22 protein-coding genes are annotated in these 24,513 nt (G+C 58.9%); 8 read left to right on the forward strand and 14 right to left on the reverse strand.

Translation table 11 applies throughout. The annotated features are described in order from the left end of the window. Window positions 1-84 precede the first annotated feature (84 nt). Window positions 85-852, forward strand: coding sequence for a phytanoyl-CoA dioxygenase family protein (locus ACESQ2_RS05330; protein ID WP_373170209.1), 768 nt, complete (start codon window positions 85-87; stop codon window positions 850-852). 241 nt (window positions 853-1,093) lie between these two features. Here the strand turns inward: ACESQ2_RS05330 and ACESQ2_RS05335 are convergent, their stop codons facing one another. From ACESQ2_RS05335 to ACESQ2_RS05355, 5 genes are read right to left on the reverse strand one after another with little or no spacing between them, the layout of a single operon-like run. After that, window positions 1,094-1,435, reverse strand: a complete 342-nt coding sequence (locus ACESQ2_RS05335; protein ID WP_224254878.1) for a PTS fructose-like transporter subunit IIB — start codon at window positions 1,433-1,435, stop codon at window positions 1,094-1,096. Window positions 1,436-1,450: 15 nt separating this feature from the next. After that, on the reverse strand, window positions 1,451-2,326 hold the full coding sequence (locus ACESQ2_RS05340) for a [formate-C-acetyltransferase]-activating enzyme (protein ID WP_373170210.1): 876 nt from the start codon (window positions 2,324-2,326) through the stop codon (window positions 1,451-1,453). Continuing rightward, entirely contained in the window at window positions 2,292-4,589 is a 2,298-nt protein-coding gene (locus ACESQ2_RS05345) for a formate C-acetyltransferase (protein WP_373170211.1), read from the reverse strand. Before ACESQ2_RS05345 ends, ACESQ2_RS05340 begins: the two co-directional genes overlap by 35 nt. A gap of 51 nt (window positions 4,590-4,640) precedes the next feature. Then, entirely contained in the window at window positions 4,641-4,961 is a 321-nt protein-coding gene (locus tag ACESQ2_RS05350) for a PTS fructose-like transporter subunit IIB (RefSeq protein ID WP_032693406.1), read from the reverse strand. 20 nt (window positions 4,962-4,981) lie between these two features. Further along, window positions 4,982-6,058 carry a PTS fructose transporter subunit EIIC gene (locus ACESQ2_RS05355; protein WP_004131253.1) on the reverse strand — a complete coding sequence of 359 codons (1,077 nt, stop codon included), beginning with the start codon at window positions 6,056-6,058 and terminating at the stop codon, window positions 4,982-4,984. A 309-nt stretch (window positions 6,059-6,367) separates the two neighbouring features. On the opposite strand from ACESQ2_RS05355, the gene ptsP reads away from it, so the two are divergent. Next, a complete protein-coding gene (ptsP, locus tag ACESQ2_RS05360) occupies window positions 6,368-8,869 on the forward strand; it encodes a phosphoenolpyruvate--protein phosphotransferase (protein ID WP_373170212.1) in 2,502 nt (833 codons plus the stop codon). 544 nt (window positions 8,870-9,413) lie between these two features. Here the strand turns inward: ptsP and ACESQ2_RS05365 are convergent. Beyond that, window positions 9,414-10,505 carry a tartrate dehydrogenase gene (locus ACESQ2_RS05365; protein ID WP_014838053.1) on the reverse strand — a complete coding sequence of 364 codons (1,092 nt, stop codon included), beginning with the start codon at window positions 10,503-10,505 and terminating at the stop codon, window positions 9,414-9,416. Between the two features lie 82 nt (window positions 10,506-10,587). Here ACESQ2_RS05365 and ACESQ2_RS05370 point away from each other — a divergent pair, with 82 nt between their 5' ends. Continuing rightward, window positions 10,588-11,535: a LysR substrate-binding domain-containing protein gene (locus ACESQ2_RS05370; RefSeq protein WP_373170213.1), complete on the forward strand. Its 948-nt coding sequence runs from the start codon at window positions 10,588-10,590 to the stop codon at window positions 11,533-11,535. Window positions 11,536-11,564: 29 nt separating this feature from the next. Here ACESQ2_RS05370 and ACESQ2_RS05375 read toward each other — a convergent pair whose 3' ends face one another. The 4 genes from ACESQ2_RS05375 to puuD all read right to left on the reverse strand — a co-directional run bounded on the left by ACESQ2_RS05375 (window position 11,565) and on the right by puuD (window position 15,914). Next, on the reverse strand, window positions 11,565-12,845 hold the full coding sequence (locus ACESQ2_RS05375) for an FAD-binding oxidoreductase (RefSeq protein WP_049082249.1): 1,281 nt from the start codon (window positions 12,843-12,845) through the stop codon (window positions 11,565-11,567). A gap of 2 nt (window positions 12,846-12,847) precedes the next feature. After that, window positions 12,848-14,335, reverse strand: a complete 1,488-nt coding sequence (gene puuC, locus ACESQ2_RS05380) for an aldehyde dehydrogenase PuuC (protein WP_014228789.1) — start codon at window positions 14,333-14,335, stop codon at window positions 12,848-12,850. A 243-nt stretch (window positions 14,336-14,578) separates the two neighbouring features. Next, window positions 14,579-15,136 carry an HTH-type transcriptional regulator PuuR gene (gene puuR, locus ACESQ2_RS05385; protein ID WP_004849766.1) on the reverse strand — a complete coding sequence of 186 codons (558 nt, stop codon included), beginning with the start codon at window positions 15,134-15,136 and terminating at the stop codon, window positions 14,579-14,581. Between the two features lie 25 nt (window positions 15,137-15,161). Continuing rightward, on the reverse strand, window positions 15,162-15,914 hold the full coding sequence (gene puuD, locus ACESQ2_RS05390) for a gamma-glutamyl-gamma-aminobutyrate hydrolase (protein ID WP_014838055.1): 753 nt from the start codon (window positions 15,912-15,914) through the stop codon (window positions 15,162-15,164). A 224-nt stretch (window positions 15,915-16,138) separates the two neighbouring features. On the opposite strand from puuD, the gene puuA reads away from it, so the two are divergent. Together puuA and ACESQ2_RS05400 are read left to right on the forward strand one after the other, a co-directional pair. Then, window positions 16,139-17,557, forward strand: coding sequence for a glutamate-putrescine ligase (gene puuA, locus ACESQ2_RS05395; RefSeq protein WP_004849770.1), 1,419 nt, complete (start codon window positions 16,139-16,141; stop codon window positions 17,555-17,557). A 352-nt stretch (window positions 17,558-17,909) separates the two neighbouring features. Further along, window positions 17,910-19,301, forward strand: a complete 1,392-nt coding sequence (locus ACESQ2_RS05400; RefSeq protein ID WP_014228791.1) for an APC family permease — start codon at window positions 17,910-17,912, stop codon at window positions 19,299-19,301. Window positions 19,302-19,423: 122 nt separating this feature from the next. Here ACESQ2_RS05400 and ACESQ2_RS05405 read toward each other — a convergent pair whose 3' ends face one another. After that, on the reverse strand, window positions 19,424-19,546 hold the full coding sequence (locus ACESQ2_RS05405) for a small membrane protein (protein ID WP_004849777.1): 123 nt from the start codon (window positions 19,544-19,546) through the stop codon (window positions 19,424-19,426). 271 nt (window positions 19,547-19,817) lie between these two features. Between ACESQ2_RS05405 and ACESQ2_RS05410 the strand changes: the two genes are divergently transcribed. Further along, window positions 19,818-20,042: a hypothetical protein gene (locus ACESQ2_RS05410; protein WP_009653459.1), complete on the forward strand. Its 225-nt coding sequence runs from the start codon at window positions 19,818-19,820 to the stop codon at window positions 20,040-20,042. Between the two features lie 139 nt (window positions 20,043-20,181). Further along, a complete protein-coding gene (gene agp, locus ACESQ2_RS05415) occupies window positions 20,182-21,429 on the forward strand; it encodes a bifunctional glucose-1-phosphatase/inositol phosphatase (protein WP_373170215.1) in 1,248 nt (415 codons plus the stop codon). A 129-nt stretch (window positions 21,430-21,558) separates the two neighbouring features. Here the strand turns inward: agp and ACESQ2_RS05420 are convergent, their stop codons facing one another. Further along, window positions 21,559-21,786: a YccJ family protein gene (locus ACESQ2_RS05420; protein ID WP_004849783.1), complete on the reverse strand. Its 228-nt coding sequence runs from the start codon at window positions 21,784-21,786 to the stop codon at window positions 21,559-21,561. A gap of 20 nt (window positions 21,787-21,806) precedes the next feature. Beyond that, a complete protein-coding gene (gene wrbA / locus ACESQ2_RS05425; protein WP_004100968.1) occupies window positions 21,807-22,403 on the reverse strand; it encodes an NAD(P)H:quinone oxidoreductase in 597 nt (198 codons plus the stop codon). Between the two features lie 374 nt (window positions 22,404-22,777). Between wrbA and ACESQ2_RS05430 the strand changes: the two genes are divergently transcribed. Further along, entirely contained in the window at window positions 22,778-22,951 is a 174-nt protein-coding gene (locus tag ACESQ2_RS05430) for a general stress protein (protein ID WP_004131287.1), read from the forward strand. Between the two features lie 235 nt (window positions 22,952-23,186). On the opposite strand, the gene rutG is transcribed toward ACESQ2_RS05430, so the two are convergent. Beyond that, window positions 23,187-24,509 carry a pyrimidine utilization transport protein G gene (gene rutG, locus ACESQ2_RS05435; protein ID WP_046876530.1) on the reverse strand — a complete coding sequence of 441 codons (1,323 nt, stop codon included), beginning with the start codon at window positions 24,507-24,509 and terminating at the stop codon, window positions 23,187-23,189. Between the last annotated feature and the right edge of the window lie 4 nt (window positions 24,510-24,513).

Below are 24,513 nucleotides of genomic sequence, written 5' to 3' on the forward strand. Positions count from 1 at the left end.
TTTTCGTAGTTTTGCCCTCATGTATTCCCGCCCGCCGCCGATTAGAGTTTGTTTTGTGTTATCGATAAGTTAAGGAATATAAATATGGAACAACAATCTGCGGTTTATCTGGATGCGCTGGGGGCGAACGTTGCGCTGAGCCCGGCAATGAAACAGGAGCTGGATACCCTGGGCTACACCGTCGTGCATAACGTGGTGGACGCGGAGTGGCTGGCGGCGATGCGCGCGCTTATCGACGCCATCGTCGAGAGAGAGGGCGATAATCTGGCGATCGAGCACCACCAGGAAGCGACGGCAACCCGCATCGCCAACCTGATTAACAAAGGCGCGATTTGGGAAAAGGTCTGGTCCCATCCGCTGATTCTCTCCGCCTGTCGGCATGTTTTTCAGGGGGATTTTAAAGTCTCCAGCCTGAACGCGCGGGAAGCGTTGTTCAACGGCGGCCATCAGCCGCTGCATGCGGACTGGAAAAAGCCGCGTCACGATTTTCCGAAAGTGCATCTGGTGAATACCATCTGGGCTATCGATGATCTGAGCGCTGAAAACGGCGCGCCGCGCATTATTCCCGGCACCCATTTGCGTCCGGAGCTGCCGGAAGAGGTGCTGGATGACCCGGAGCTGGCGCATCCTGATGAGGTGGTGTTCGCCGCGCCGGCGGGCAGCGTGATGATTTATAACGCCCACGCCTGGCACGGCGGGACGCGCAACCGCGTCGGCAGCAGAAGGCGCGTGCTGCACGGTTTATATATCGACAGGGCGGATACCGCGCAGCAGGATCAGCAGCGCTGGCTGACGCCGGAAACCGCCAGCCGCCTGACGCCCGCGCAGAAATGGCTGCTGGGCGTGGCGTAAAAATCGCATGGAATTGTAGCCCCGGTAAGCGCAGCGCGACCGGGGGAAGTCTGAGCGGGCGAAGTGCTATTTCCCCGGGCCGCGGCGCAAGCGCCTTGCCCGGGCTACAAAACGGCAAACGGCGGTGAACCTGTAGCCCCGGTAAGCGCAGCGCGACCGGGGGAAGTCTGAGCGGGCGCGGTGCTATTTCCCCGGGCCGCGGCGCAAGCGCCTTGCCCGGGCGACAAAATCACCGGTGTACTCACGGGATCTCAAGATAAACCACCGGCTTTTTCATAATGCATTTCACCGCGTCGACAATCTGCTGCGGCTGCAGCAGAAAGGTTTTGATGCTGGTCTTAATGGTGCGGATGCCGCTAAAGCGTCCGGCATCGTCAATTTCAATATCCGTCACCAGCAGAACGACATCGGCATGGGCGATATCGTCGGCCATTATTTTGTTCTCAACCCCCAGCGCGCCCTGGGTTTCAATTTTGATATTCCATTTCTCCTGGTGGCCGACTTTTTCCAGCCGCTCGGCAGCCATATAGGTGTGAGCGACGCCGCTGACGCAGGCCGTGACGGCAACGATATTGAAATCCATAGCATCCTCCTGGCGTTATCCGCCGACGGTCACGCTAAAACCGGCCCGTTCGGCCAGCGTCCTGAATGGTTGAATCTCAGATTCTGCAGGGGCTTTAATCATCGACATCGACCATTTTTTTCCCAGTAAGTGATATTTGGGTTCGCCGTACTGATGGAACGGCAGAAGATGAATTTCCGGCAGCTTAAAGGGGGCCAAAAACGCCAGAATCCGGCGGAAATTCGCTTCATCAAGCGTGAATCGCGGAATCAGCGGCACCCGGGGGATCACGTGAATATGCGCTTCCACCAGACGGGTAAAGTTATCCAGCACCCGCGGCATATTCATCCGCAGCTGCTCGCGGGCCAGCGTTTCATCCATGATTTTTAGATCGAACAGCACTTCATCGCAGGCCTGCGCCAGCGGAAAAAAGCGGCGGTAGGCGGTATCGCCCGCCGTTTCAATCGCCGTTCTGATCCCCCATTCGCGCAGGCGGCGCAGCAGGCGCGCGGCGAATTCGGCCTGCATCAGGACTTCGCCGCCCGACAGGGTCACGCCGCCGCCGGAGGCGCGGAAGAAGACCTCATCCTTCAGCACCTCTTTAAGCAGATTATCGAGGGTGACGTCGCGGCCAATCTGCTGCCACGCGCCGGAAGGGCACTCGACCACGTCCTGCTGGCAGCGGGAGCAGCGCAGGCACTTGCTCTCCCGGCGTACGGTCTGAATTTGCGGCGAGATCGACTCCGGATTGGCGCACCAGGGACAGGTATGCGGGCAGCCTTTAAAAAACACGACGGTGCGGATCCCCTGACCATCATTCAAAGAGTAGCGCTGGATATTAAAAATGCGCGCCTTATCGGCGCGCGTTTCCAGGACCTCACAGCTGATGCGCGGTGCGGCGGATAATGTCATCCTGAATCTCCTGCGACAGCTCGACGAAAAAGGCGCTGTAGCCCGCAACGCGCACCACCAGGCCGGCAAAATCCTGCGGCCGCTGCTGGGCTTCGCGCAGCGTATCGGCGTTAACCACGTTGAACTGAATATGCTGCAGCTTCAGCCTGGTGAATGCCTGCAGGAAGTCGGCCAGCTTATTGAGGCCGCCGTCGCCGGCAAGGGTCGCCGGGGTGAATTTGACGTTCAGCAGCGTACCGTTGGAGAGCAGAAAGTTATCCAGCTTGCTGACCGACTTAAGCACCGCGGTCGGCCCCTGCACGTCCTGGCCGAGCATCGGCGAGAGCCCGCCGTCCGCCAGCTGCTCTCCGGCCAGGCGTCCGTCCGGAGTGGCGCCGACGACCGAGCCGAGCGGCACGTGGGCAGAGACGGTATAGGAGCCCGGCGTAAAGCGACCGCCGCGCGGGTTGCGGTACTGCTCTACCTCTTTGCAGTAGAAGCGCAGCAGATCGGCGCTGATGTTGTCCACTTCGTCAATATCGTTGCCGTATTTCTCGAAGCGGTTGATCAGGCGCGCGCGGATTTTTTCCCCTTCCGGCGTCTGGAAGTTGGCTTTCAGCACCGCGATCAGTTCAGCGAAGCTGAGCCTTTTTTGCTCAAACACCATCCCTTTAAGCGCGTGCAGCGAGTCGCTGAGGTTAGCGATGCCGATGCCCTGGACCCCGGAGAAGTTATAGCGCGCGCCGCCTTCGGTGATATCCTGGCCGTGCTGCACGCAATCCTCAATAAAGGAAGAGAGCAGGGGAACCGGCGCCCAGTCGCGGTGGCCGATATCGCAAATATTGCTGCCTTCGACCATCAGCCTAATGTAATAGCGAATCTTGTCGCGGATCTGGCCGATCAGCCCGTCCCAGGTGATGTCAGGGTTGCTTTCGTTTTCCAGCATCACGATTTCCATCACCTTCAGCAGGTTGAACATGGCGATATCGTGCAGGCCGTAGGTGCGCCCCGGGATCGACAGCTCAACGCAGCCAACCACCGAGTAATCCCGCGCGTCATCCAGCGAGACGCCGCGGTTGAGAAACGCCGGGATCACCACTTCATCATTGAAGATTTGCGGAATGCCGGTGCCGAGGCGAATGGTCTCGGCGGTTTTGCGCAGGAAAGGGCGATCGACCAGTTCGTTGACCCGCACGCCGAGGTTCGGCTGCGGCAGGCGAACGTTCTGGTAGGCGTCGAGGGATAAAAACGACAGGATATTGACCGCGCTGCGGCCAGTCTCGGTCAGGCCGCCGAGCAGGGCGGTATAGCCGGTCGGGAAGCCCGCGAAGTAGCGCGCGCTGCTGGTGGAGCGCAGCAGGACAATATCGTTGCACTTCACCCACAGCGACTCCAGCAGCTCCTGAAGAAACTGCGGATCCTGGCCGCGATTCAGCGAAGCCTGATAGTACGGCAGCATGTACTGGTCAAAGCGGCCCAGCGAGATGGAGCTGGCGTTGGATTCATACTGCAAAATGATGTTCATATACCAGAAGAGCTGGCAGGCCTGCCAGAAATCTTCCGGGCGGTGCACCGCGTTATGGCGGGAGATGTCCGCGATGGTCTCCAGCTCTTTGCGCCGCTGCCCGTCGCCGCAGACGGCGGCCATGTCATCGGCAAGCGCCGCATAGCGCAGAATATGGCGCTGGGAGGCTTCCAGCAGGATCAGCACCGCCTGATAAAAATTGTTCTGCGGGTGCCGCTGACTCACCGCTTTCATCTCCGCCACCAGCGCGGCGAGGCCGTTTTCCAGCAGGCGAGGGTAGTCGATGATGATATGTCCCTGGCCTTTATCGGTCTGGTTGACGCTAAAAATCTGCGTGCTGACGGCGGCCTTCACTTCATCGGTCATCTGGGCGTTAATGAAATCCTTCATCGAACGATTTTCCCAGTAGGGGAACAGCACTTCGCGGTAGATGCGCTTATCTTCTTCGCTGATGTTGAAGCGGTCCTGCGGGCGGGTCGGGAACTGGTCCAGCTCCTTGAGCAGCCAGTAGGGATCCATTTCCGGCGACATGATCCCGGCGCGCGGCTTGATCGTACGGTTGCCGGCAATCAGTTCATCATCACGAATCGAAATCTGCACATGATCGAGGACCCATGCGGTCGCTTTCGCCCGGCGGATCATTACCGGCTCCCCCTCGGTCTGTTTATGGCTGGCGGTGTAGAGCAGCGCTCGCTCGAGGGAGATTTCGCGCGGGTTGGCGAACAGACGATCTTTTAAGCGTTGAGTGCGATTGGTCATGACAAACTCCATGTTATTTTGCGGGGCGCAGGCCGCGCCCCGTGCATTCAGTCAGGCATTCTGCGAAAGGTGGCCGTCGATTTTGTTCATAATGGCTTCGGCGCGCTTCACGGCGTCGCTGATGTTGACGCGCACGATGGTTTTACCGGCAAAACGCTCTTCAAACTTGATGCCGATATCTTTGGTCAGAATCACCATATCGGCGCTGGCGACGTCTTCTGCGGTCAGCTCGTTCTCAATGCCGATGGAGCCCTGGGTCTCGACTTTGACCTGCCAGCCTTTGGCCTTAGCGGCGCTCTCCAGTGATTCGGCGGCCATATAGGTGTGGGCGACGCCAGACGGGCAAGCGGTAACGGCGATAATTTTGGTCATATAATATTCCTTCCCGTGTCTCAGTTAATTTCGAAATCAAGATCCATCTCGTCATCGGCTTTGGCGTCAGACGTTTTCTTTTTCGCCAGGGCCTTAAGCAGGATGACGCAGGCGGCGCTGACGATGGCGCCAACCGCGAGGCCGGCAATAAATCCGCCTTTACCCTCAACGACCGGCAGAACGATAAGCCCGCCCCAGCCGGCATAGCACTGGGCGCCGAGCAGCGCGGCGGTAACGCAGCCGGCGGCGGCGCCGATCATATTGGCCGGGATAACGCGCAGCGGGTCGGCGGCGGCGAAGGGGATCGCGCCTTCGGTCACGCCAACGCAGCCCATCACCAGCGCGGCCTTACCGGTTTCGCGCTCTTCCGCAGAGAAGTATTTACGTCCAATCAGCGTTGCCAGGCCCATGCCCAGCGGCGGCACGGCGATGCCGACGGCGGCGATGGCCACCACGCTGTAAACGCCCTGGGAAACGCAAATCAGCATGAAGGCGTAGGCGACCTTATTCACCGGACCGCCCATGTCGAAGGCCAGCATCAGGCCCATGATGATGGCGAGAATCACGATGCTGCCTTCGCGCATGCCCTGCAGCCATCCGGTCAGGCTGGCGGTGAGCGCGCCAATCGGCTCGCCGAGGCCCCACATCATGATCCCGGCGGTAATAAAGGTGCCGATAATCGGGATAACGAAGATGGGCATCACCGAGCGCAGCACCTTATGCACCGGGATTTTCTTCAGGTAGTAGACCACCAGCCCGCCAATGATCCCGGCAATCAGCGCGCCGAAGAAACCGGCGCCGAAGCTGTTGCCGACCCAGGCGCCGATGGCGCAGGGAGCCAGCGCCGCGCGGTCGGAGATGGAGTAGCCGATATAGGCCGCCAGAAACGGCACCATTAGCGTCAGGCCGGCCACGCCGATATCAAACAGTTTTTTCAGGTTAGGGTCGGTGGCGGCATCGGGCACAGCGCCCTTGCCGTACAACATGACGGAGACTGCCAGCAAGATCCCACCGGACACGACAAACGGGATCATATGTGAAACCCCGGTCATGAGGTGCTGGCGGGTATTTTTTAATATTTGCACCAGTTCATTCATTGTTATTCTCCTGAGCGCTGCGTGGCCCGTGACTGAGTTGATGCTTCAACCTTAGAAAAAGGGCGGCGCATAAAATAGTAGAGAAAAAGTGCATTTACTGGATATTTGTAAGGCCAGAGGAAAATTGCGATCCACCTCAAATCTTAGCGCTGGTGGGTTTTTGGCGCCGTTAGTCAGGCGATTTGTGACCGCGAGCATAAAAAAGAGTCGGGCATACAATTATCCAGTAATTGCCACTTTTATCGCGTAGTGGCGGGCCGGTTCTTTCTTTACCTTTTGGCTAAATACGCATTATTCAGGAGGAAGGCGATGGCTCTGGTAATTGAATTCATATGTGATTTGCCCAACGGCGTGCATGCGCGTCCGGCAAGCCTGGTAGAAACCCTGTGCAATACTTTTTCGTCTTCGGTCGAATGGTTAAATACCCGCACGGAAGGACGCGGAAACGCAAAAAGCGCGCTGGCGATTATCGGCACCAATACCTTGAAGTGGGACCGCTGCCAGCTGGTTGTTAGCGGCGAAGATGAACAGCAGGCGTTTGACGCGCTGTCGGCATTCATCAGCGAGGAGTTCCCGCACTGCGATGCGCCGCTGCCGACGGCGGAATCCATGGACGTTCAGCCGGTTCCTGAATCCCTCTCGCGCCTCAATCCCACGCTGTTTCACGCCCAGCCGGTCTGCGCCGGCAGCGCGGGCGGCAGGCTCACCCATCTTAAATCCCTCGACCTGCGCGATTCAGGCGCGCTGCCCGCAGCGGGCGCAATTGAACAGGAACAGGCGGCGCTGGACAGGGGCCTGACCCTGCTGGTGAAAAATATTGAGTTCCGCCTGCTGGATAACGACGGGACCGCCAGCGCGATCCTTGAGGCGCATCGCTCTCTGGCCACCGACGCCTCGCTGCGCCAGCATCTGCTGGGCGGGCTGCTGAGCGGCCTGAGCTGCGCTGAGGCGGTGGTCGCGACCGGCGAACATTTTTGCGCCCAGTTCAGCGCTTCCGGCAATAGTTATTTGCAGGAGCGGGTGCTGGACGTGCGCGATGTTTGCTTCCAGCTTCTGCAGCATATCTACGGTGAGGATCGTTTTCCGGCACCGGGTAAGCTGACGGAAGAGGCTATCTGCCTCGCCGATGAACTCACCCCCAGTCAGTTTCTTGAACTGGATAAAACCCTGCTTAAAGGTCTGCTGCTGCGCAGCGGCGGCACCACTTCACATACGGTGATCCTCGCGCGTTCGTTCAATATTCCCACTCTGGTGGGCGTCGATATGGAGGCGCTGCTGCCGTGGGTCGATCGGCGAGTGCAGATTGACGGTAACGCCGGGCTGGTGGTGGTGAATCCCGATGAAGCGGTGGCGCGCTACTATCAGCAGGAGGCCTGGGTGCAGGCGCAGATCCGCCGCCAGCAGCAGGCCTGGCTGGATAAAGCGGGGCGTACGGAAGACGGTATTCGCCTGGAGGTGGCGGCCAACATCGCCCATTCGGTAGAGGCGACGGCGGCCTTCAACAACGGCGCGCAGTCGGTAGGCTTGTTCCGCACCGAAATGCTCTATATGGACAGGCCCAGCGCGCCGTCGGAAAACGAGCTGTATAACCTATTTTGCCAGGCGCTGGAGCCGGCCAACGGGCGCAGCATTATCATCCGCACCATGGATATCGGCGGCGACAAGCCGGTGGCCTACCTCAACATTCCGGCGGAGAACAACCCGTTCCTCGGCTACCGGGCGGTGCGTATTTATGAGGAGTATCAGGCGCTGTTCCGCACTCAGCTGCGGGCGATTCTGCGCGCTTCCGCGCACGGCGCGCTGAAAATCATGATCCCGATGATCTCCTCGATGGAGGAGATCCTGTGGGTGAAAGAGCAGCTGGCGGATGCTAAACAATCGCTGCGCAGCGAACAGATTCCGTTTGATGAAAAGATCCCGCTGGGCATTATGCTCGAGGTGCCGTCGGTGATGTTTATCATCGACCAGTGCTGCGAAGAGATTGATTTCTTTAGTATCGGCAGCAACGACCTGACCCAGTATCTGCTGGCGGTGGATCGCGATAACGCCAGGGTGACGCGCCACTACAACAGCCTCAATCCGGCCTTTTTGCGCGCGCTGGATTACGCGGTTCAGGCGGTACATCGCCAGGGTAAATGGATCGGCCTGTGCGGCGAGCTGGGGGCCAAAGGTTCCGTGCTGCCGCTGCTGGTGGGGCTGGGGCTGGATGAGCTGAGCATGAGCGCGCCGTCGATCCCGGCGACCAAGGCGCGTCTGGCGCAGCTTGACAGCCGCGCCTGCCGTCAGCTGCTGAATCAGGCGATGCAGTGCCGTACTTCGCTGGAGGTCGAGCACCTGCTGGCCCAGTTCCGTATGACCCAGCAGGATGCGCCGCTGATTACCCCTCAGTGCATTACGCTGAACAGCGACTGGCGCAGTAAAGAGGAGGTGATTAAGGGCATGACCGACAATCTGCTGCTGGCCGGGCGCTGCCGCTATCCGCGTAAGCTGGAAGCGGATCTGTGGGCCCGTGAAGCAGTGTTCTCCACCGGGTTAGGGTTTAGTTTCGCCATTCCGCACAGTAAATCGGAGCATATTGAGCAGTCGACCATCAGCGTCGCCCGTCTGGCGCAGCCGGTGGCGTGGGGCGACGATGAGGCGCAGTTTGTGATTATGCTGACGCTCAATAAGCATTCGGCGGGGGATCAGCATATGCGTATTTTCTCGCGGCTGGCGCGGCGCATTATGCATGCGGAGTTCCGGCAATCGCTGGTGACGGCGCAGAGCAGCGAGGCGATTGCGGCGCTGCTGCAGCGCGAGCTGGAGCTGTAATTCGGTCCGGAGAATCTCCCCGGTGGCGCTTGCGCTTACCGGGGCTACGGGTTTCCAGCCGTTTGCGAAACGGTAGTGGGGAGTAGCCCGGGTAAGGCGTTTACGCCGCGACCCGGGATTTCCGGGCCCGTTGCCTGAGGGAGGCAGATTGGGTAGCCCGGACAGGCGCGTAAGCGCCGCCTCCGGGACGATGTTCTTGCAGCTACGATATGCTTCTGAAACAACGTGTTATGCAGCGATGCCCTGGTGCCCGCTGAAATCGGCGAACCGGAGGTCCGAAGACAAGGGCTGGCCGCCAGGGATGGCGGACAGAGGCGAATCGAGACAGCGATGTCGAGTTGAGCCGACCGCAGGCTGAGGTCCGGGAGGTGAGCGCAGTGCGCAGCACCGATTTCTTTGCGGGACCGCGGGGATTGTAAAGGGGGAGACGGTTTTCTCCCCCTTTACCCGTTCACCTACCACGGTGAGACATTTTCTGCGGGATAATAGTGAACGGAACCCTTGCACACTTTCCCGGAGGCGGCGCTTGACGCGCCTGTCCGGGCTACTTTTGTTCAACAATCGCCCGACAAATCGCCTCGCCCACCTGCTGGGTGGAGGCGCTGCCTTGCATATCCGGCGTCTTCGGCCCGCTGGCAATGGTCTGCTCAATCGCTGCCAGAATGCCGTCGTGGGCGGCCTGGTAACGTGCGTCCCCGTTGCCGAGGAAGTCGAGCATCATCGCGCCAGCCCAGATGGTGGCAATCGGGTTGGCGATATTTTTGCCGTAGATATCCGGCGCCGAACCGTGCACCGCTTCAAACAGCGACGGAAAGGTGCGATCCGGATTGAGGTTTGCCGACGGGGCAATGCCGATGGTGCCGGTACAGGCCGGGCCGAGATCGGAGAGGATATCGCCGAACAGATTGGAGCCGACCACCACGTCAAAACGCTCCGGCTGCAGCACGAAGCGGGCGCACAGAATATCAATGTGCTGCTTATCCCATTTCACCTCCGGGTAGTGCTGCGCCATCGCTTCGACGCGCTGGTCCCAGAAGGGCATGCTGATGGCCAGACCGTTGGATTTGGTCGCCGAGGTCAGGGTTTTGCGCGGGCGGCTCTGCGCCAGCTCGAAGGCGTAGCGCAGGATCCGGTCAACGCCGCGCCGGGTAAATACCGACTCCTGAATCACCACTTCATGCTCGGTCCCCGGATTCACATGGCCGCCGAGTGCGGAATATTCCCCTTCGGTGTTTTCACGCACCACGTAGAAATCGATATCGCCGGGCTGTTTACCCGCCAGCGGGCAGGGGACGCCGGGGAACAGACGCACCGGACGCAGGTTGACGTACTGGTCGAACTCGCGGCGGAACTTCAGCAGCGAGCCCCACAGGGAAATGTGGTCCGGCACGATATCCGGCCAGCCGACCGCGCCGAAGTAGATCGCATCAAACGTTTGCAGCTGCGCGCGCCAGTCGTCGGGCATCATGGCGCCGTGCTGCGCGTAATAGTCGCAGCTGGCCCACTCAAAGTGCTCGAAGCTTAACGCCAGCCCCCAGCGTTCGGCGGCGGCCTGCAGTACGCGGACGCCTTCCGGCAGCACTTCTTTACCGATGCCATCGCCGGGGATGGCGGCAATACGTAAGGTTTTATTCATCGTTATTCTCAGTTTGAGGTAAGGGAAATTGACTTCACCGCTATCCTATAATTGACTGATTCATAATTAATCCCGTTAACTGGTGAAACATAAAACACGAATTATGAATAATCTGCCGCTGCTGAACGATTTACGCGTCTTTATGCTGGTTGCCCGCCGCGCCGGTTTTGCCGCCGCCGCGGAAGAGCTCGGCGTCTCGCCGGCTTTCGTCAGCAAGCGCGTGTCGCTGCTGGAGCAAACGCTCAACGTCCAGCTGCTGCACCGTACCACCCGGCGCGTGGCTATCACCGAAGAGGGCGAGCGCATCTACGAATGGGGACTGCGCATTTTGCAGGATGTCGACCAGATGATGGATGAGCTCTCCGATGTGCGGCAGGTGCCGCAGGGGACGCTGCGGATTATCAGCAGCTTTGGCTTTGGTCGGCGGGTAGTCGCGCCGGCGCTCTCCGAGCTGGCCCGTCGTTACCCGCAGCTGGAGATCCGTTTTGACGTCGCCGACCGGCTGGTGGATTTGGCCAATGAAGGGGTCGATCTGGATATTCGCGTCGGCGACGATATCGCGCCCAATCTGATAGCCCGCCAGCTTGCCAGCAATCACCGCATCCTCTGCGCCTCGCCGGCGTTTGTCGCCCGCTATCCCCGGCCGAAACAGCTCAGCGATCTCGCCGTGCTGCCCTGTCTGGTGATCAAAGAGCGCGACCGGCCCTTTGGCGTCTGGCAGCTGCGCGATGATAAAGAGGGGGAGCACGCCATCAAGGTGACCGGACCGCTGTCGTCTAACCACGGTGAAATCGTCCATCAGTGGTGCCTGGAGGGACAGGGGATTGCGCTGCGCTCGTGGTGGGACGTCAGGGAAAATATCGCCAGCGGCAATCTGGTGCAGCTGCTGCCGGAGTACTATCAGCCCGCCAATATCTGGGCGGTATACGTGTCGCGGCTGGCGACCTCGGCCAAAATTCGTACCACCGTGGAGTTTTTGCGCCACTACTTCCAGCAGCGATTTCCGCCGCACAACGGCGAGAAAAAATAGCCGACGGCCGGCGCCGTCGGCCGAGGGGATTATACGCCGAGCCGATCGCGCAGGCTGTAGTACGCCGCGCCCATGGCGGTAAACGGAATACGCAGGCTGCGCCCGCCGGGGAACGGATAGTGCGGCAGCCTGGCGAAGGCGTCGAAACGTTCGGCGTCCCCGCGCAGCAGCTCCGAAATCAGCCGTCCGGCGAGGTGGGTACAGGTGACCCCGTGGCCGCTGTAGCCCTGCATATAATAGATATTGTTATCGAGGCGGCCAAACTGCGGCATTCGCGAGAGGGTCAGCAGGAAGTTGCCGGTCCAGCGGTAGTCGATTTTCACCCCCTGCAGCTGCGGGAAGGTTTTCAGCAGCTTCGGCATAATCAGCCGCTCAACGTCGTCCGGATCCCGCGCGCCGTACACCACGCCGCCGCCGTACAGCAGACGGTTGTCGGCGGTCAGGCGGTAGTAATCCAGCAGATAGTTACAATCTTCTACGCAGTAGTTTTTCGGGATCAGCGAGCGCGCCAGATCCTCAGACAGCGGCGCGGTGGTGACCACCTGGGTGCCGCACGGCATGCTGCGTTTCGCCAGCTCCGGCTCGAGCTTATCGCCGAGATAGGCGTTACCGGCGACGATCACGTAGCGGGCGGTGACCTGTCCGCGCGCGGTGGTCACCACCGCCGGGCTGCTGTGCTGAATGCCGGTGACCGGTGATTGTTCGTAAACCCGGCCGCCGTTGAGCCGAATGGCGTCCGCTTCGCCAATCGCCAGATTGAGCGGATGGATATGACCGCCGCTGTGGTCCAGCAGCGCGCCGGCGTAGCGGTCGCTGTCCACTTCGCGACGTATGGCGCTGGCATCCAGCAGCTCCAGCTGGGTATTGCCGTAGCGCTCCCAGTTCGCTTTCTGCTCTTCCAGGGTCTCCAGCTGTTTATGATTCAGCGCGACAAACAGCCCGCCGGGGCGATAGTCGCAGGCAATCTGATAGCGCTGGATACGTTCGCGAATAATGTCGCCGCCTTCAAACATCATGCTGCCGAGCATTTTCGCGGCATCCGGGCCGTAGGTTTTTTCGATAACGTCGATATCGCGGCTATAGGAGTTGACTAGCTGGCCGCCGTTGCGTCCGCTGGCGCCGAAGCCGATGCGCGCGCCTTCCAGCAGCACCACATCGTAGCCCATTTCGGCCAGATGCAGCGCCGAAGAGAGGCCGGTATAGCCGCCGCCGACGACGCAGACGTCGCAGCTGATCGATTCGTCCAGCGTCGGGAACGGCTCATAGCGGTTGGCGCTGGCGGCGTAATAGCTGGTGGTATGTTCGCTCATGATTAAGACTCCAGGGCAATCCAGATAGTTTTCAGTTCAGTGAATTTTTCCAGCGCGTGCAGGGACTTATCGCGTCCGTTGCCGCTCTGCTTATAGCCGCCGAAGGGCACGGTCATATCGCCATCGTTGTAGTTGTTCACAAAGACGGAGCCGGCTTTCAGACGGCGGCTGACGCGGTGAGCGCGGGAGAGATCGCGGGTCCAGACCGCCGCGCCGAGGCCGTAGCGGCTGTCGTTGGCCAGCGCCAGCGCCTGCTCTTCGGTTTTAAAGCGGGTCACCACCAGCACCGGGCCGAAGATCTCCTCCTGGCTGAGGGCGGAGGCGGGGTCGACGTCGACGAAGATGGTCGGGCCGACCGCCGCGGGCCACGGATTTTTACGTCCATCCAGCAGCAGCGTGCTGTGCGCTTCGCCGGCGCGAATAAAGCTGTGGACGCTATCGGCGTGGCTGTTGTCGATCAGCATGCCCATGGTGGTATTCGGGTCGAGCGGATTGCCAGGCTGCCAGCCCTTTGCCTGCTCTTTTAGCAGGTCGAGAAAGCGGTCGGCGATGCTCTCCTCAAGCAGCAGACGGGTACCGGCGATACAGACCTGGCCCTGATTGTAGAAAATACCGCCGGCGGTGGCGTTAACCGCTTTTTGCAGGTCCGGACAGTCGGCAAAGACGATATTGGCGCTTTTACCGCCCGCCTCCAGCCAGACGCGCTTCATATTGCTGTCGCCCGCGTCTTTCAGCAGCTGTTTACCGGTGCGGGTGGAGCCGGTAAAGGTGATGACTTCAACGTCATGATGTTGCGCCAGCGCCTGACCGGCCTCATGGCCGAAACCGCTCACCACGTTGAATACGCCGTCCGGCAGCCCGGCCTGTTTCGCCAGGCCCGCCAGGCGCAGAGCGGTAAGCGGGGATTTTTCCGACGGCTTAAGCACCACGCTGTTGCCGGACGCCAGCGCCGGGCCAAGCTTCCAGCAGGCCAGCAGCAGCGGAAAATTCCACGGCACCACCGCCGCAATCACGCCAATCGGTTCGCGGACGATCATGGCCAGTTCGTTGCCGCCGGTGGGGGCGACTTCGCCGTACACTTTATCGATGGCTTCGGCGTACCAGCGGATCGCGCGGGCGGCGCCGGGGACATCGTCGCGCAGGCTGTGGCGAATCGGTTTACCGGTGTCGAGGGTTTCCAGCAGCGCCAGCTCTTCGCGATGGGCTTCCATCAGGTCGGCGAATTTATGCAGCACCGCTTTGCGCTGGGCAGGGGAGGCCTGCGACCAGTCGCCGCGATCGAAGACGCCGCGGGCGGCCTGGACCGCGCGATCGACGTCGGCCTTTTTGCCGCGCGCGACCTCGGCGAGCGTCTGCTGGGCGGTAGGGTCGACGGTGGCGAACACGCTATTATCGGCAGCGGCGCTGTATTCGCCGTTAATAAATAGCCGCGTTTCAATCGCGATATTGTTTGCTTTTTCTTGCCAGTAAGCCAGGTTGTGAAAATCCATCATGACTCCTTAATGACATAATCGGAAAAATAAAAAAGTGGTGATTTCCGACCCTCAGGGCGCAGGGCGTCCCCGGGGTTGAGTACCGTTTAAATTGCCCATCAACAGGCGTGAATTATCCGGGGCCAGCGGAATAAGTCTTTCCGCATTGCGCAAGGTGAACTGCGTTATCTTCGCGCCGCCGGAGTTCGCCTCCGGCGGCGCAGGCCTGAAGAAAGCCTGAGAAAACCTCAGGCTAAAAAATCAGAATGTGGTGGGGGTATGGGCGCTGATAATTCGGCAGATACCCGCCGAGGTGTTGCTGAAGCTATGCGGTATGCCGGTGTTAATGGCATAGCTTTGCCCAGCCACCAGATGATACGCCTGACCGTTGATGGTCAGCACGACTTCACCTTCCAGTATGGTGCCTATCTCCTCACCCTGATGCTTGATCCTCTCCCCGGTTGTGGTTCCAGGCTGGTACGTTTCAAAAATCATCGCCAGCGTGCGGTTCGGATTGCCATTATGAACCAGCTTCATCGACACCCCCTGACTGCCGATTTCAATCAGATCGTCCTGATTGATAACCACCTGCGGTTCAGCCGGTTTTTCTGGTTCAGAAAAGAATTCCGAGAGCGACAGCCCGTAGACTTTCAGCAGCTTTTGCAGCGTACTGATCGCAGGACTGACTTTGTCCTGCTCTATGGTGCTGATGGCACTATGTGTTAACCCAGACAGTTCGGCGGCACGACGCTGTGAGAGACCCAGCTGTTGGCGGATCTCTGACAGACGTTTCCCTGGCGCCAGTCCGTCATCGCTCATATTTGCATTTCCTTAACGGTAGTGGTCAGAGTCGCTGTTTTTCAGCAATATAGCTCTGACAGGCGGTGATAAAACCTTCAAACAACATTCGCGACAGGGCGTATTCGCTACTGTTCCATTCAGGATGCCACTGCACGCCGAGGGCGAAAGGGTGGTCGTTAACGCTGACCGCTTCCACCAGCCCGTCCGGAGAACGCGCCTCCACGCGCAGCCGTGGACCCGTCGTTTTTGCTCCCTGCCCGTGTAACGAGTTTACCCAAAACGTGTTGCAGCCCGGTATTAACTGAGAAAGTAATCCTCCTTGCTGAACCTGAACTTCATGCGAGGGCGCATATTGCTGCTCGACGGGAAGTTCGGGGTCTTCGCGGTGTTCAAGAAGCTCAGGCTGCTCGAACAGACGACGATACAGAGTCCCGCCGGTGGCGACAACCAGTTCCTGTAGTCCACGGCAGATGGCGAAAATGGGGATGCGCCTTTCGAGCGCGGCGTCGATCAGCGCCATGCTCAGAAGATCACGCCCGGGATCGGCGTCAGGCTCATCGCCGTTTTCACCATAGAGGTGCGGCTGTACGTTGCTCGGGCTGCCGGGCAGATAAATGCCGTCCAGTTTCGGCAGTAGCGCAGAAAGCAGTTCCGGCTCGGCCAGCGCGTGCGGCAGGGCAATCGGCACGCCGCCGGCGTTCACAATCGCGTTCAGGTACTTCTCTTGCAGAGTCTGGGTCTGGTGACCCTTAAGCCTGTTTCGACACATCACTACGCCAATAACTGGCTTGTACATTATATTTTCCATGATCGCCCTCACAAAGTGGACTAAATTATGACCGGATTAGCGGGTAAAACGGCCATTTCGTTCAATATTTTCTCAATTTAGCAGTGGATATAGCCCTTTGCAAACTTAATTTAACATTTGACAAACAATTTGTTTGCATACACATTCGAATGGTGGACATTATATTTAACAGTGCCATTCAGGGTCCGAAACTAAAACAACGGCGGTGAATCATGGAAACCAATATCGTAGAAGTTGAGAATTTTGTTCAGCAGTCGGAAGAGAGACGGGTCAGCGCATTCACCTGGGAAGTGAAGCGCTACCTCGAGCGTTACCCCAATACGCAATACGTTGATGTGCTGCTAACCGACCTGAACGGCTGCTTCCGCGGTAAGCGGATCCCGGTGTCCAGCCTGAGCAAGCTGGAGAAGGGGTGCTATTTCCCGGCTTCGGTGTTTGCGATGGATATTCTCGGCAACGTGGTGGAAGAGGCGGGGCTCGGCCAGGAGATGGGCGAACCAGACCGCACCTGCGTGCCGGTGCTGGGAACCTTAACCCCGTCGGCGGCGGACCCGGAATACATTGGTCAGGTTCTGCTGACCATGGTTGATGAAGATGGCGCTCCCTTTGACGTTGAGCCGCGGAACGTGCTGAACCGGCTCTGGCAGCAGCTGCGCCAGCGCGGGCTGTTCCCCGTGGTAGCGGTAGAGCTGGAGTTCTATTTACTTGACCGCAAGCGCGACGCGGAAGGTTACCTGCAGCCGCCGTGCGCGCCGGGAACCGGCGATCGCAATACCCAAAGCCAGGTTTACTCCGTCGACAACCTCAACCACTTTGCCGACGTGCTTAACGAAATCGACGAGATCGCCCAGCTCCAGCTGATCCCCGCCGACGGCGCGGTGGCGGAAGCCTCTCCCGGCCAGTTTGAAATCAACCTCCACCATACCGATAACGTGCTCGACGCCTGCGATGATGCGCTGGCGTTAAAACGTCTCGTGCGTTTGATGGCGGAGAAGCATAAGATGCACGCCACTTTTATGGCGAAACCCTATGAAGAGCACGCCGGTAGCGGGATGCATATCCATATCAGTATGCAGAACAACAAAGGCGAGAACGTGCTGGCGGACGCGGACGGCGAAGATTCCGCGATGTTAAAACGCGCGCTCGCCGGGATGATTGACCTGATGCCGGCGTCGATGGCGCTGCTGGCGCCAAACGTGAACTCGTATCGTCGTTTCCAGCCGGGAATGTACGTGCCGACCCAGGCGTCGTGGGGGCACAACAACCGGACGGTGGCGCTGCGCATTCCGTGCGGCGATCGGCACAATCACCGCGTCGAGTATCGCGTGGCCGGGGCGGACGCCAACCCGTATCTGGTGATGGCGGCGATTTTTGCCGGCATCCTCCACGGTCTGGATAATCCGCTGCCGTTACAGGAAGAGGTGGAGGGCAACGGCCTCGAGCAGGAGGGGCTGCCGTTCCCGATTCGCCAGAGCGATGCGCTGTGGGAGTTTATGCAAAACGATCATCTGCGCGAGCGGCTTGGCGAACGCTTCTGCCACGTTTATCACGCCTGTAAAAATGACGAATTACTGCAGTTTGAGCGTCTGATCACAGAAACTGAAATCGAGTGGATGTTGAAAAACGCCTGATTTTCGCCCCGCGAGGGGCGCTTTAGCATTATCACGAGTAGCATCATGCGGCCTGAGCGGAGCCTGGTCGGACGTTTTTGCTGGGAGCCCAGCCATTCCCGGATGTCGCGTTAAGGAGCGCAGGCGGCAACGGGGCTTCAGTTAACGACACAGTGTGTAACGAGGTAGGAAATGATGCAGATGTTTAAATATCCGCAGGGAGAAGGGGGCCGTCATGGCCGCATGGAATGTGTCGCCACCGCCGCTCGTCGGTTCTTTTTACCTTTTGATTTGCCATTAACCCCGTTGCGAAGCAGGTTGGTTTCCCGGTCTCTACGACCGCAAACCCAGGTGTGCAGCGGGGGAAATGGCTATGTCTATTAATCCCTCTCTCGATAACGCCTCCGGGGCGGAAAAACCGCGCCTGCGCAAGTCTCTCAAGCTGTGGCAGGTGGTGATGATGGGCCTCGCCTATCTGACGCCGATGACGGTTTTCGATACTTTCGGCATCGTCTCCGGCATCAGCAACGGCCACGTCCCGGCGTCCTATCTGCTGGCGCTGGCCGGGGTGCTGTTTACCGCCATCAGCTACGGCAAGCTGGTGCGCCAGTTTCCGCAGGCGGGCTCGGCCTATACCTATGCGCAGAAGTCGATCAGCCCGCACGTCGGTTTTATGGTGGGCTGGTCATCGCTTCTGGATTATCTATTTCTCCCGATGATCAACGTGCTGCTGGCGAAGATTTATCTTTCTGCGCTGTTTCCGGACGTGCCGCCCTGGGTGTGGGTGGTGACGTTTGTGGCTATTCTCACCGCGGCGAACCTGAAAAGCGTCAACCTGGTGGCGAACTTCAACACCCTGTTTGTGCTGGTGCAGATCTCGATCATGGTGGTCTTTATCGTGCTGGTGGTGCAGGGGTTGCATAAAGGGGAAGGGGTGGGCACCGTCTGGTCGCTCCAGCCGTTTATTAGCCAGAATGCGCACCTGATTCCGATCATTACCGGGGCGACGATAGTCTGCTTTTCGTTCCTCGGTTTCGATGCGGTGACCACGCTTTCCGAAGAGACGCCGGACGCCGCGCGGGTGATCCCGAAGGCCATTTTCCTTACTGCGGTCTACGGTGGGGTGATTTTTATCGCCGCCTCGTTCTTTATGCAGCTCTTTTTCCCCGATATTAGCCGTTTTAAAGACCCGGACGCGGCGCTGCCGGAGATCGCCCTCTACGTTGGCGGCAAGCTGTTCCAGTCGATTTTCCTGTGCACGACGTTTGTGAATACCCTGGCCTCAGGCCTGGCTTCGCACGCCAGCGTGTCACGACTGCTGTACGTTATGGGCCGCGATAACGTTTTCCCGGAGCGCATTTTCGGCTACGTCCATCCGAAATGGCGTACCCCGGCGCTGAACGTGATCATGGTGGGGATTGTCGCGCTGTCGGCGCTGTTCTTTGACCTGGTCACCGCCACGGCGCTGATTAACTTTGGCGCGCTGGTGGCGTTTACCTTCGTTAACCTGTCGGTATTTAACCACTTCTGGCGGCGTAAAGGTTTTAACAAAACCTGGAAAGATCGCTTTCACTATCTGCTTTTGCCGATGGTCGGCGCGCTAACGGTGGGCGTACTGTGGATTAACCTGGAGGCGACCTCGCTGACGCTGGGTCTGATATGGGCGGGCCTCGGGCTGCTGTATCTGACGTATCTGACCCGCCGCTTCCGCAAGCCGCCGCCGCAGTTTGACGGCGCCAAAGCGGAACAGGCCTGGGAATCGTAACGATTTTTTACGCAGACACAAAGGCAGGCGATTGAGCCTGCCTTCTTTTTTGTCATTCTCGTTTGAAATCAGGCGCTCGGGAGGAGATAGCAGGGGCAGAAGGTAAGAATAGTGAGGACGTATTATTTCTTTTTCTTATGAGTTGGCAGCTGTGCAGAGCGCCGATCCTTCACATAGGAGACCAGGCTGAAGATGGCTACTCCCAGCAAAACCACCGCGACGATAAAGAGCAGGATACCTGACATAGATTAACCTAATGTTATGTTTAACATGAAGAAAAAATACCGTGATATCGAGATAATAGCATCGGGATATTTCTTAAAGATGACCCGATGAATCAGACGAGAATAGACTGCCAGCAATACACTGAAATTATTATTTACATGAATAAATGTGAAGAGTAAAGCAAAGGTGTGGTGAAAAAATGAACGGGTTACACTCGTTTAAGCGAATTTACAGACGAGAGTCCCACAGGCTGCTACCCTTGGCCCGCTTAAATAGGGTTGAGAGTAATAAATGTTTAACAAGCATATCATCGGTCTTATTGGGCCGTTGTTGATTCTGACTTCATTCCATAGCCTGGCTGACGCCGGGCACCCGTCAATTCGTGAACGTATTGTCGAGCAGGTGTTAAAACCCTGCGAAGGAAAAAAAGCCGGCGATAAAGTGCTGATCGTCGACCATCGCGGCGGCAAGCATGCGGCTATCTGCACGCTGGCGGCGGTACCGCTACCGGAGTAACGCCCTCCCTCTCATTTCAGCCTCCCTTCGTTCTGGCGGAAAGCGTATTTCTTTCCGCACTTTGCGAGCCATTGCCCGGAAAAATGTCATAAATTTGTCACAATTAAGGCGATGATAATCACTGACTGAGGATTAAGGGATGAGAAAAAGTCTACTCGCTGCCGCCGTGACCGGCGTTATTTTACTCTCCGCCGGCGTCCAGGCGCAGGAACAGGCGGCACCGGAAGGGCACCAGCTTCAGCAGGTGCTGATCATGAGCCGCCATAACCTGCGCGCGCCGCTGGCGAACAACGGCAGCGTGCTGGAGCAATCAACGCCGAAGTCCTGGCCTGAGTGGGATGTCCCCGGCGGCCAGCTGACCACCAAGGGCGGGGTGCTGGAAGTGTATATGGGGCACTATATGCGCGAATGGCTGGCGCAGCAGGGGCTGGTGACCAGCGGCGAATGCCCGCCGGAGAACGCGGTCTACGCCTATGCCAATAGCCTGCAGCGCACCGTCGCCACCGCGCAGTTCTTTATCACCGGCGCGTTTCCCGGCTGCGGCGTGACCGTGCACCATCAGGAAAAAATGGGCACCATGGACCCGACGTTTAATCCGGTGATCACTGACGATTCCGCCGCGTTTAGCGAAAAGGCGGTGCAGGCAATGGAGAAAGAGCGGCAGGGGATGCAGCTGAGCGAAAGCTATAAGCTGCTGGAGGAGATGACCGACTACCGTAACTCCCCGTCCTGCAAAGAGAAGCAGCAGTGCTCGCTGAGCGATGCGAAAGATACCTTTAGCGCCAAATATCAGCAGGAGCCGGGCGTTTCCGGGCCGCTTAAAGTCGGCAACTCGCTGGTTGACGCCTTTACGCTGCAATATTACGAAGGTTTCCCGAAAGACCAGGTGGCGTGGGGCGAAATCGCCAGCGATAAGCAGTGGCAGGTGCTGTCGAAGCTGAAAAACGGCTATCAGGACAGTCTGTTCACCTCGCCGGAAGTGGCGCGCAACGTGGCTAAACCGCTGGTGAAATATATCGATAACGCGCTGGTGGGCGACGCGGCGAAAGCGGCGAAAGTCACGCTGCTGGTGGGGCACGATTCCAATATCGCCTCGCTGCTGACGGCGCTGGATTTTAAACCTTATCAGCTGCACAACCAGTACGAACGTACGCCCATCGGCGGCAAGCTGGTGTTCCAGCGCTGGCATGATAAGAGCGGCAATCGCGATTTGATGAAGATTGAGTACGTGTATCAAAGTACCGAACAGCTGCGCAATGCCGACGCGCTGACCCTGCAATCGCCGCCGCAGCGGGTGACGCTGGCGCTGAACGGTTGTCCGGTCGATGACAACGGCTTCTGCCCGATGGACACCTTTAAAAAGGCGATGGCCGAGGCCACGAAGTAGCAGAGTATAAAAAACCCGGAGCAATCCGGGTCTTGCTGCCGATGTTTAGCCTGGTCTTGTAGCCCGAACAGGCGCCTCCGGGAAGCTCATGTAAGAACTCCCGGAGGCGGTACTGCGTACCTGTTCTGGCTACACGTTCTTGCGTTCGATAGTTTGTTCGCCCCAGAACAGGGAGTCTTTGTCGGTTTTGGCGAAGGCGAGGGGCAGGACTTCATCGCTGCCTTCTTCCCAGATTTTCTCCGCCAGCTTTTCATCGTAATTGGCTAATTCAAAAATCGCCTCGGCAATTTCGGGAGACGTATTGCGCAGACTGGCCCATTCACCCACGCGGTGGGCCTTTGCTTCTTGATTCGGCATGCTTGTCCTCCTGCTGAAGATTAACCGTGTAATTTCACTGCCAGACCCGCAACGTGTTGCCCCTGATAGCGGGCAATGGCTAATTCTTCTTCACTTGGCTGGCGTGAGCCGTCGCCGCCGGCAATGGTGGTGGCGCCGTAAGGCGTGCCGCCGCGAACCTGCGAAACATCAAACAGCTCCTGGGCGCCGTAGCCAATCGGTACAATAATCATCCCGTGGTGGGCAAGCGTGGTCCAGGTTGAGGTGATGGTTTGCTCCTGACCGCCGCCGGTACCGGTTGAGCTGAATACGCTGGCCAGTTTGCCGTACAGCGCTCCGGACGCCCACAGGCCGCCGGTCTGATCGAGAAAGGTGCGCATCTGTCCGGACATATTGCCGAAACGGGTTGGGGTACCAAAGATGATGGCGTCGTACTCAGCCAGCTCCTGCGGCGTGGCGACGGGCGCGTTTTGCGTTTTCCCGCCTGCTTTGGCAAAAACCTCTGCCTGCATGGTTTCCGGCACGCGCTTCACGACCACTTCAACGCCATCTACCTTATTTGCTCCTTCGGCGACGGCATGCGCCATGGTCTCAATGTGTCCGTACATGGAATAATAAAGCACCAGAATCTTAGCCATTTGCATCACTCCTCGGTTGCGTTATGCGCCAGCCAGTCGACTGGCTACCTTTAAAGATAAGACCTCTGGCGAAGAGTGCAAATGCAACAATCATTTATTTGATTTATAACAACATTGCTAACATTCAGGGCTGTTGCAAAAAGATACATCTTCAGCGGCGCCATTTTAGGCTGTCATAAGAGTCGCTTAGCGCGCGTCCGGCGCAATAGCGGCAGTTCTTATACAAAATCTATTTCAGAATGTGACGATATCCACCCGGCACGGCTTTCCTTCGCTAACCTTAAAAGCACGTGATACGCAACCCGTATCGCGGAGGCCAGAGCCTCGTGTTTCACCTAATGCAGCATGATGTCTAACCTAAATGGAGGTCAGTAATGGCAAACCATCGTGGCGGTGCCGGCAACTTTGCCGAAGACCGTGAAAGAGCATCAGAAGCAGGTCGTAAAGGTGGCCAGCATAGCGGGGGGAACTTTAAAAACGATCCTCAACGCGCTTCCGAAGCGGGCAAGAAAGGGGGCAAAAACAGTCATGGTAGCCGCGAAAGCTAGCGCGCCGGATTGTTGCTGATGGGGGTTAATCTCCCGGGCCCGACCCCATCACCCTCGCCGCCGACGTCACGTCGGCGGTTTTTTTTCCACTTTGCAGGTTCCGCTGAGCGGGAGGAACGCCCGGCTCGCGGCGTAAACGCCTTAACCGGGCTACGGGTTGACGCTGTTTTGTAGCCCCGGTAAGCGCAGCGCGACCGGGGATTTCCCGGTACGGGTCTGCTGGCGTCGCACGCTTTCATACCGGGGTGACGTTGGTTTGCCCGGCCTCACGCGGACGGCGGTTAAGCAGAGCGTGGAGCAGGATCGCGCCGAAGGTGGCCGTCCCGATGCCGCCGAGGGTAAAGCCGCCGAGCGAAAGCGCGAAGTCGCCCGCCCCCAGCACCAGCGTCACCGCCACCATAATCAGATTTGCGTTCTGGCTCAAATCCACGCGGTTCTGCACCCAAATTCGCGCGCCCGCGACGGCAATCAGGCCAAACACCACAATCGATGCGCCGCCGATCACCGGTCCCGGAATGGTATGGATCAGCGCGCCGAATTTCGGTGAAAACCCAAGCAGCATCGCAATTAGCGCCGCCGCGACGAACACCAGCGTCGAGTACACTTTGGTGACCGCCATCACGCCGATATTCTCCGCGTAGGTGGTCACTCCGCTGCCGCCAACCGAACCGGAGAGCATCGTTGCCAGTCCGTCGCCGACGAACGCGCGGCCCATATACGGGTCCATATTGCGCCCGGTCATCCCGGCAACCGCCTTCAGGTGGCCGAGGTTTTCCGCCACCAGAATCACCGCCACGGGAGCGATCAGCATCATTGCCTGGCCGTTAAAGGTCGGGGCGGTCACCTGCGGCAAACCGAACCACGCCGCCTGCTCAAGCAGGCTAAAATCCAGCGGCTTGCCCAGCCCGAGGCCGTTGGCCAACAGCGCGTACAGCGCGCAGGCGATAATCAGCCCGACGAGGATCAGCAGCCGCTGCAGCATCCCGCGGGTAAACACCGCGACCAGGCCGATGCACAGCACCGTCAGCACCGCCATCCAGCCGTCGAACGGCGTTGCTGATACGCTGCGTACCGCGATTGGCGCGAGGTTAAGGCCTATCGCCATGACCACCGCGCCGGTGACTACCGGCGGCATCAGCCGCTCAATCCAGCGGGTGCCGATTTTCATCACCACCAGGCCAATCAGGGTATAAACCAGCCCGCAGAGGATAATGCCGCCCAGCGCGACGCTAAGGTGCGGGTTAAGCCCCTGGCCGTTGAAGCCGGTAACGGCGATGACCACGCCGACAAAGGCGGCGCTGGAGCCAAGGTAGCTCGGCACGCGCCCGCCGGTAACCAAAAAGAACAGCAGGGTGCCGATGCCGGACATCAGGATCGACAGATTGGGATCCAGCCCCATCAGGATTGGCATCAGGACGGTCGCGCCAAACATCGCCACCGCGTGCTGAACGCCCATCACCACGGTTTGCCCGACCGACAGACGTTCATCGGGGGCCACGACGCCGGACGCGGCGGAGGGGGAGGTTAACTGCCAGCGAGGAAAATCGAAGAGAGCCATGATG

Source organism: Klebsiella sp. Q11, assembly GCF_964241505.1.
Lineage (GTDB): Bacteria > Pseudomonadota > Gammaproteobacteria > Enterobacterales > Enterobacteriaceae > Klebsiella > Klebsiella michiganensis.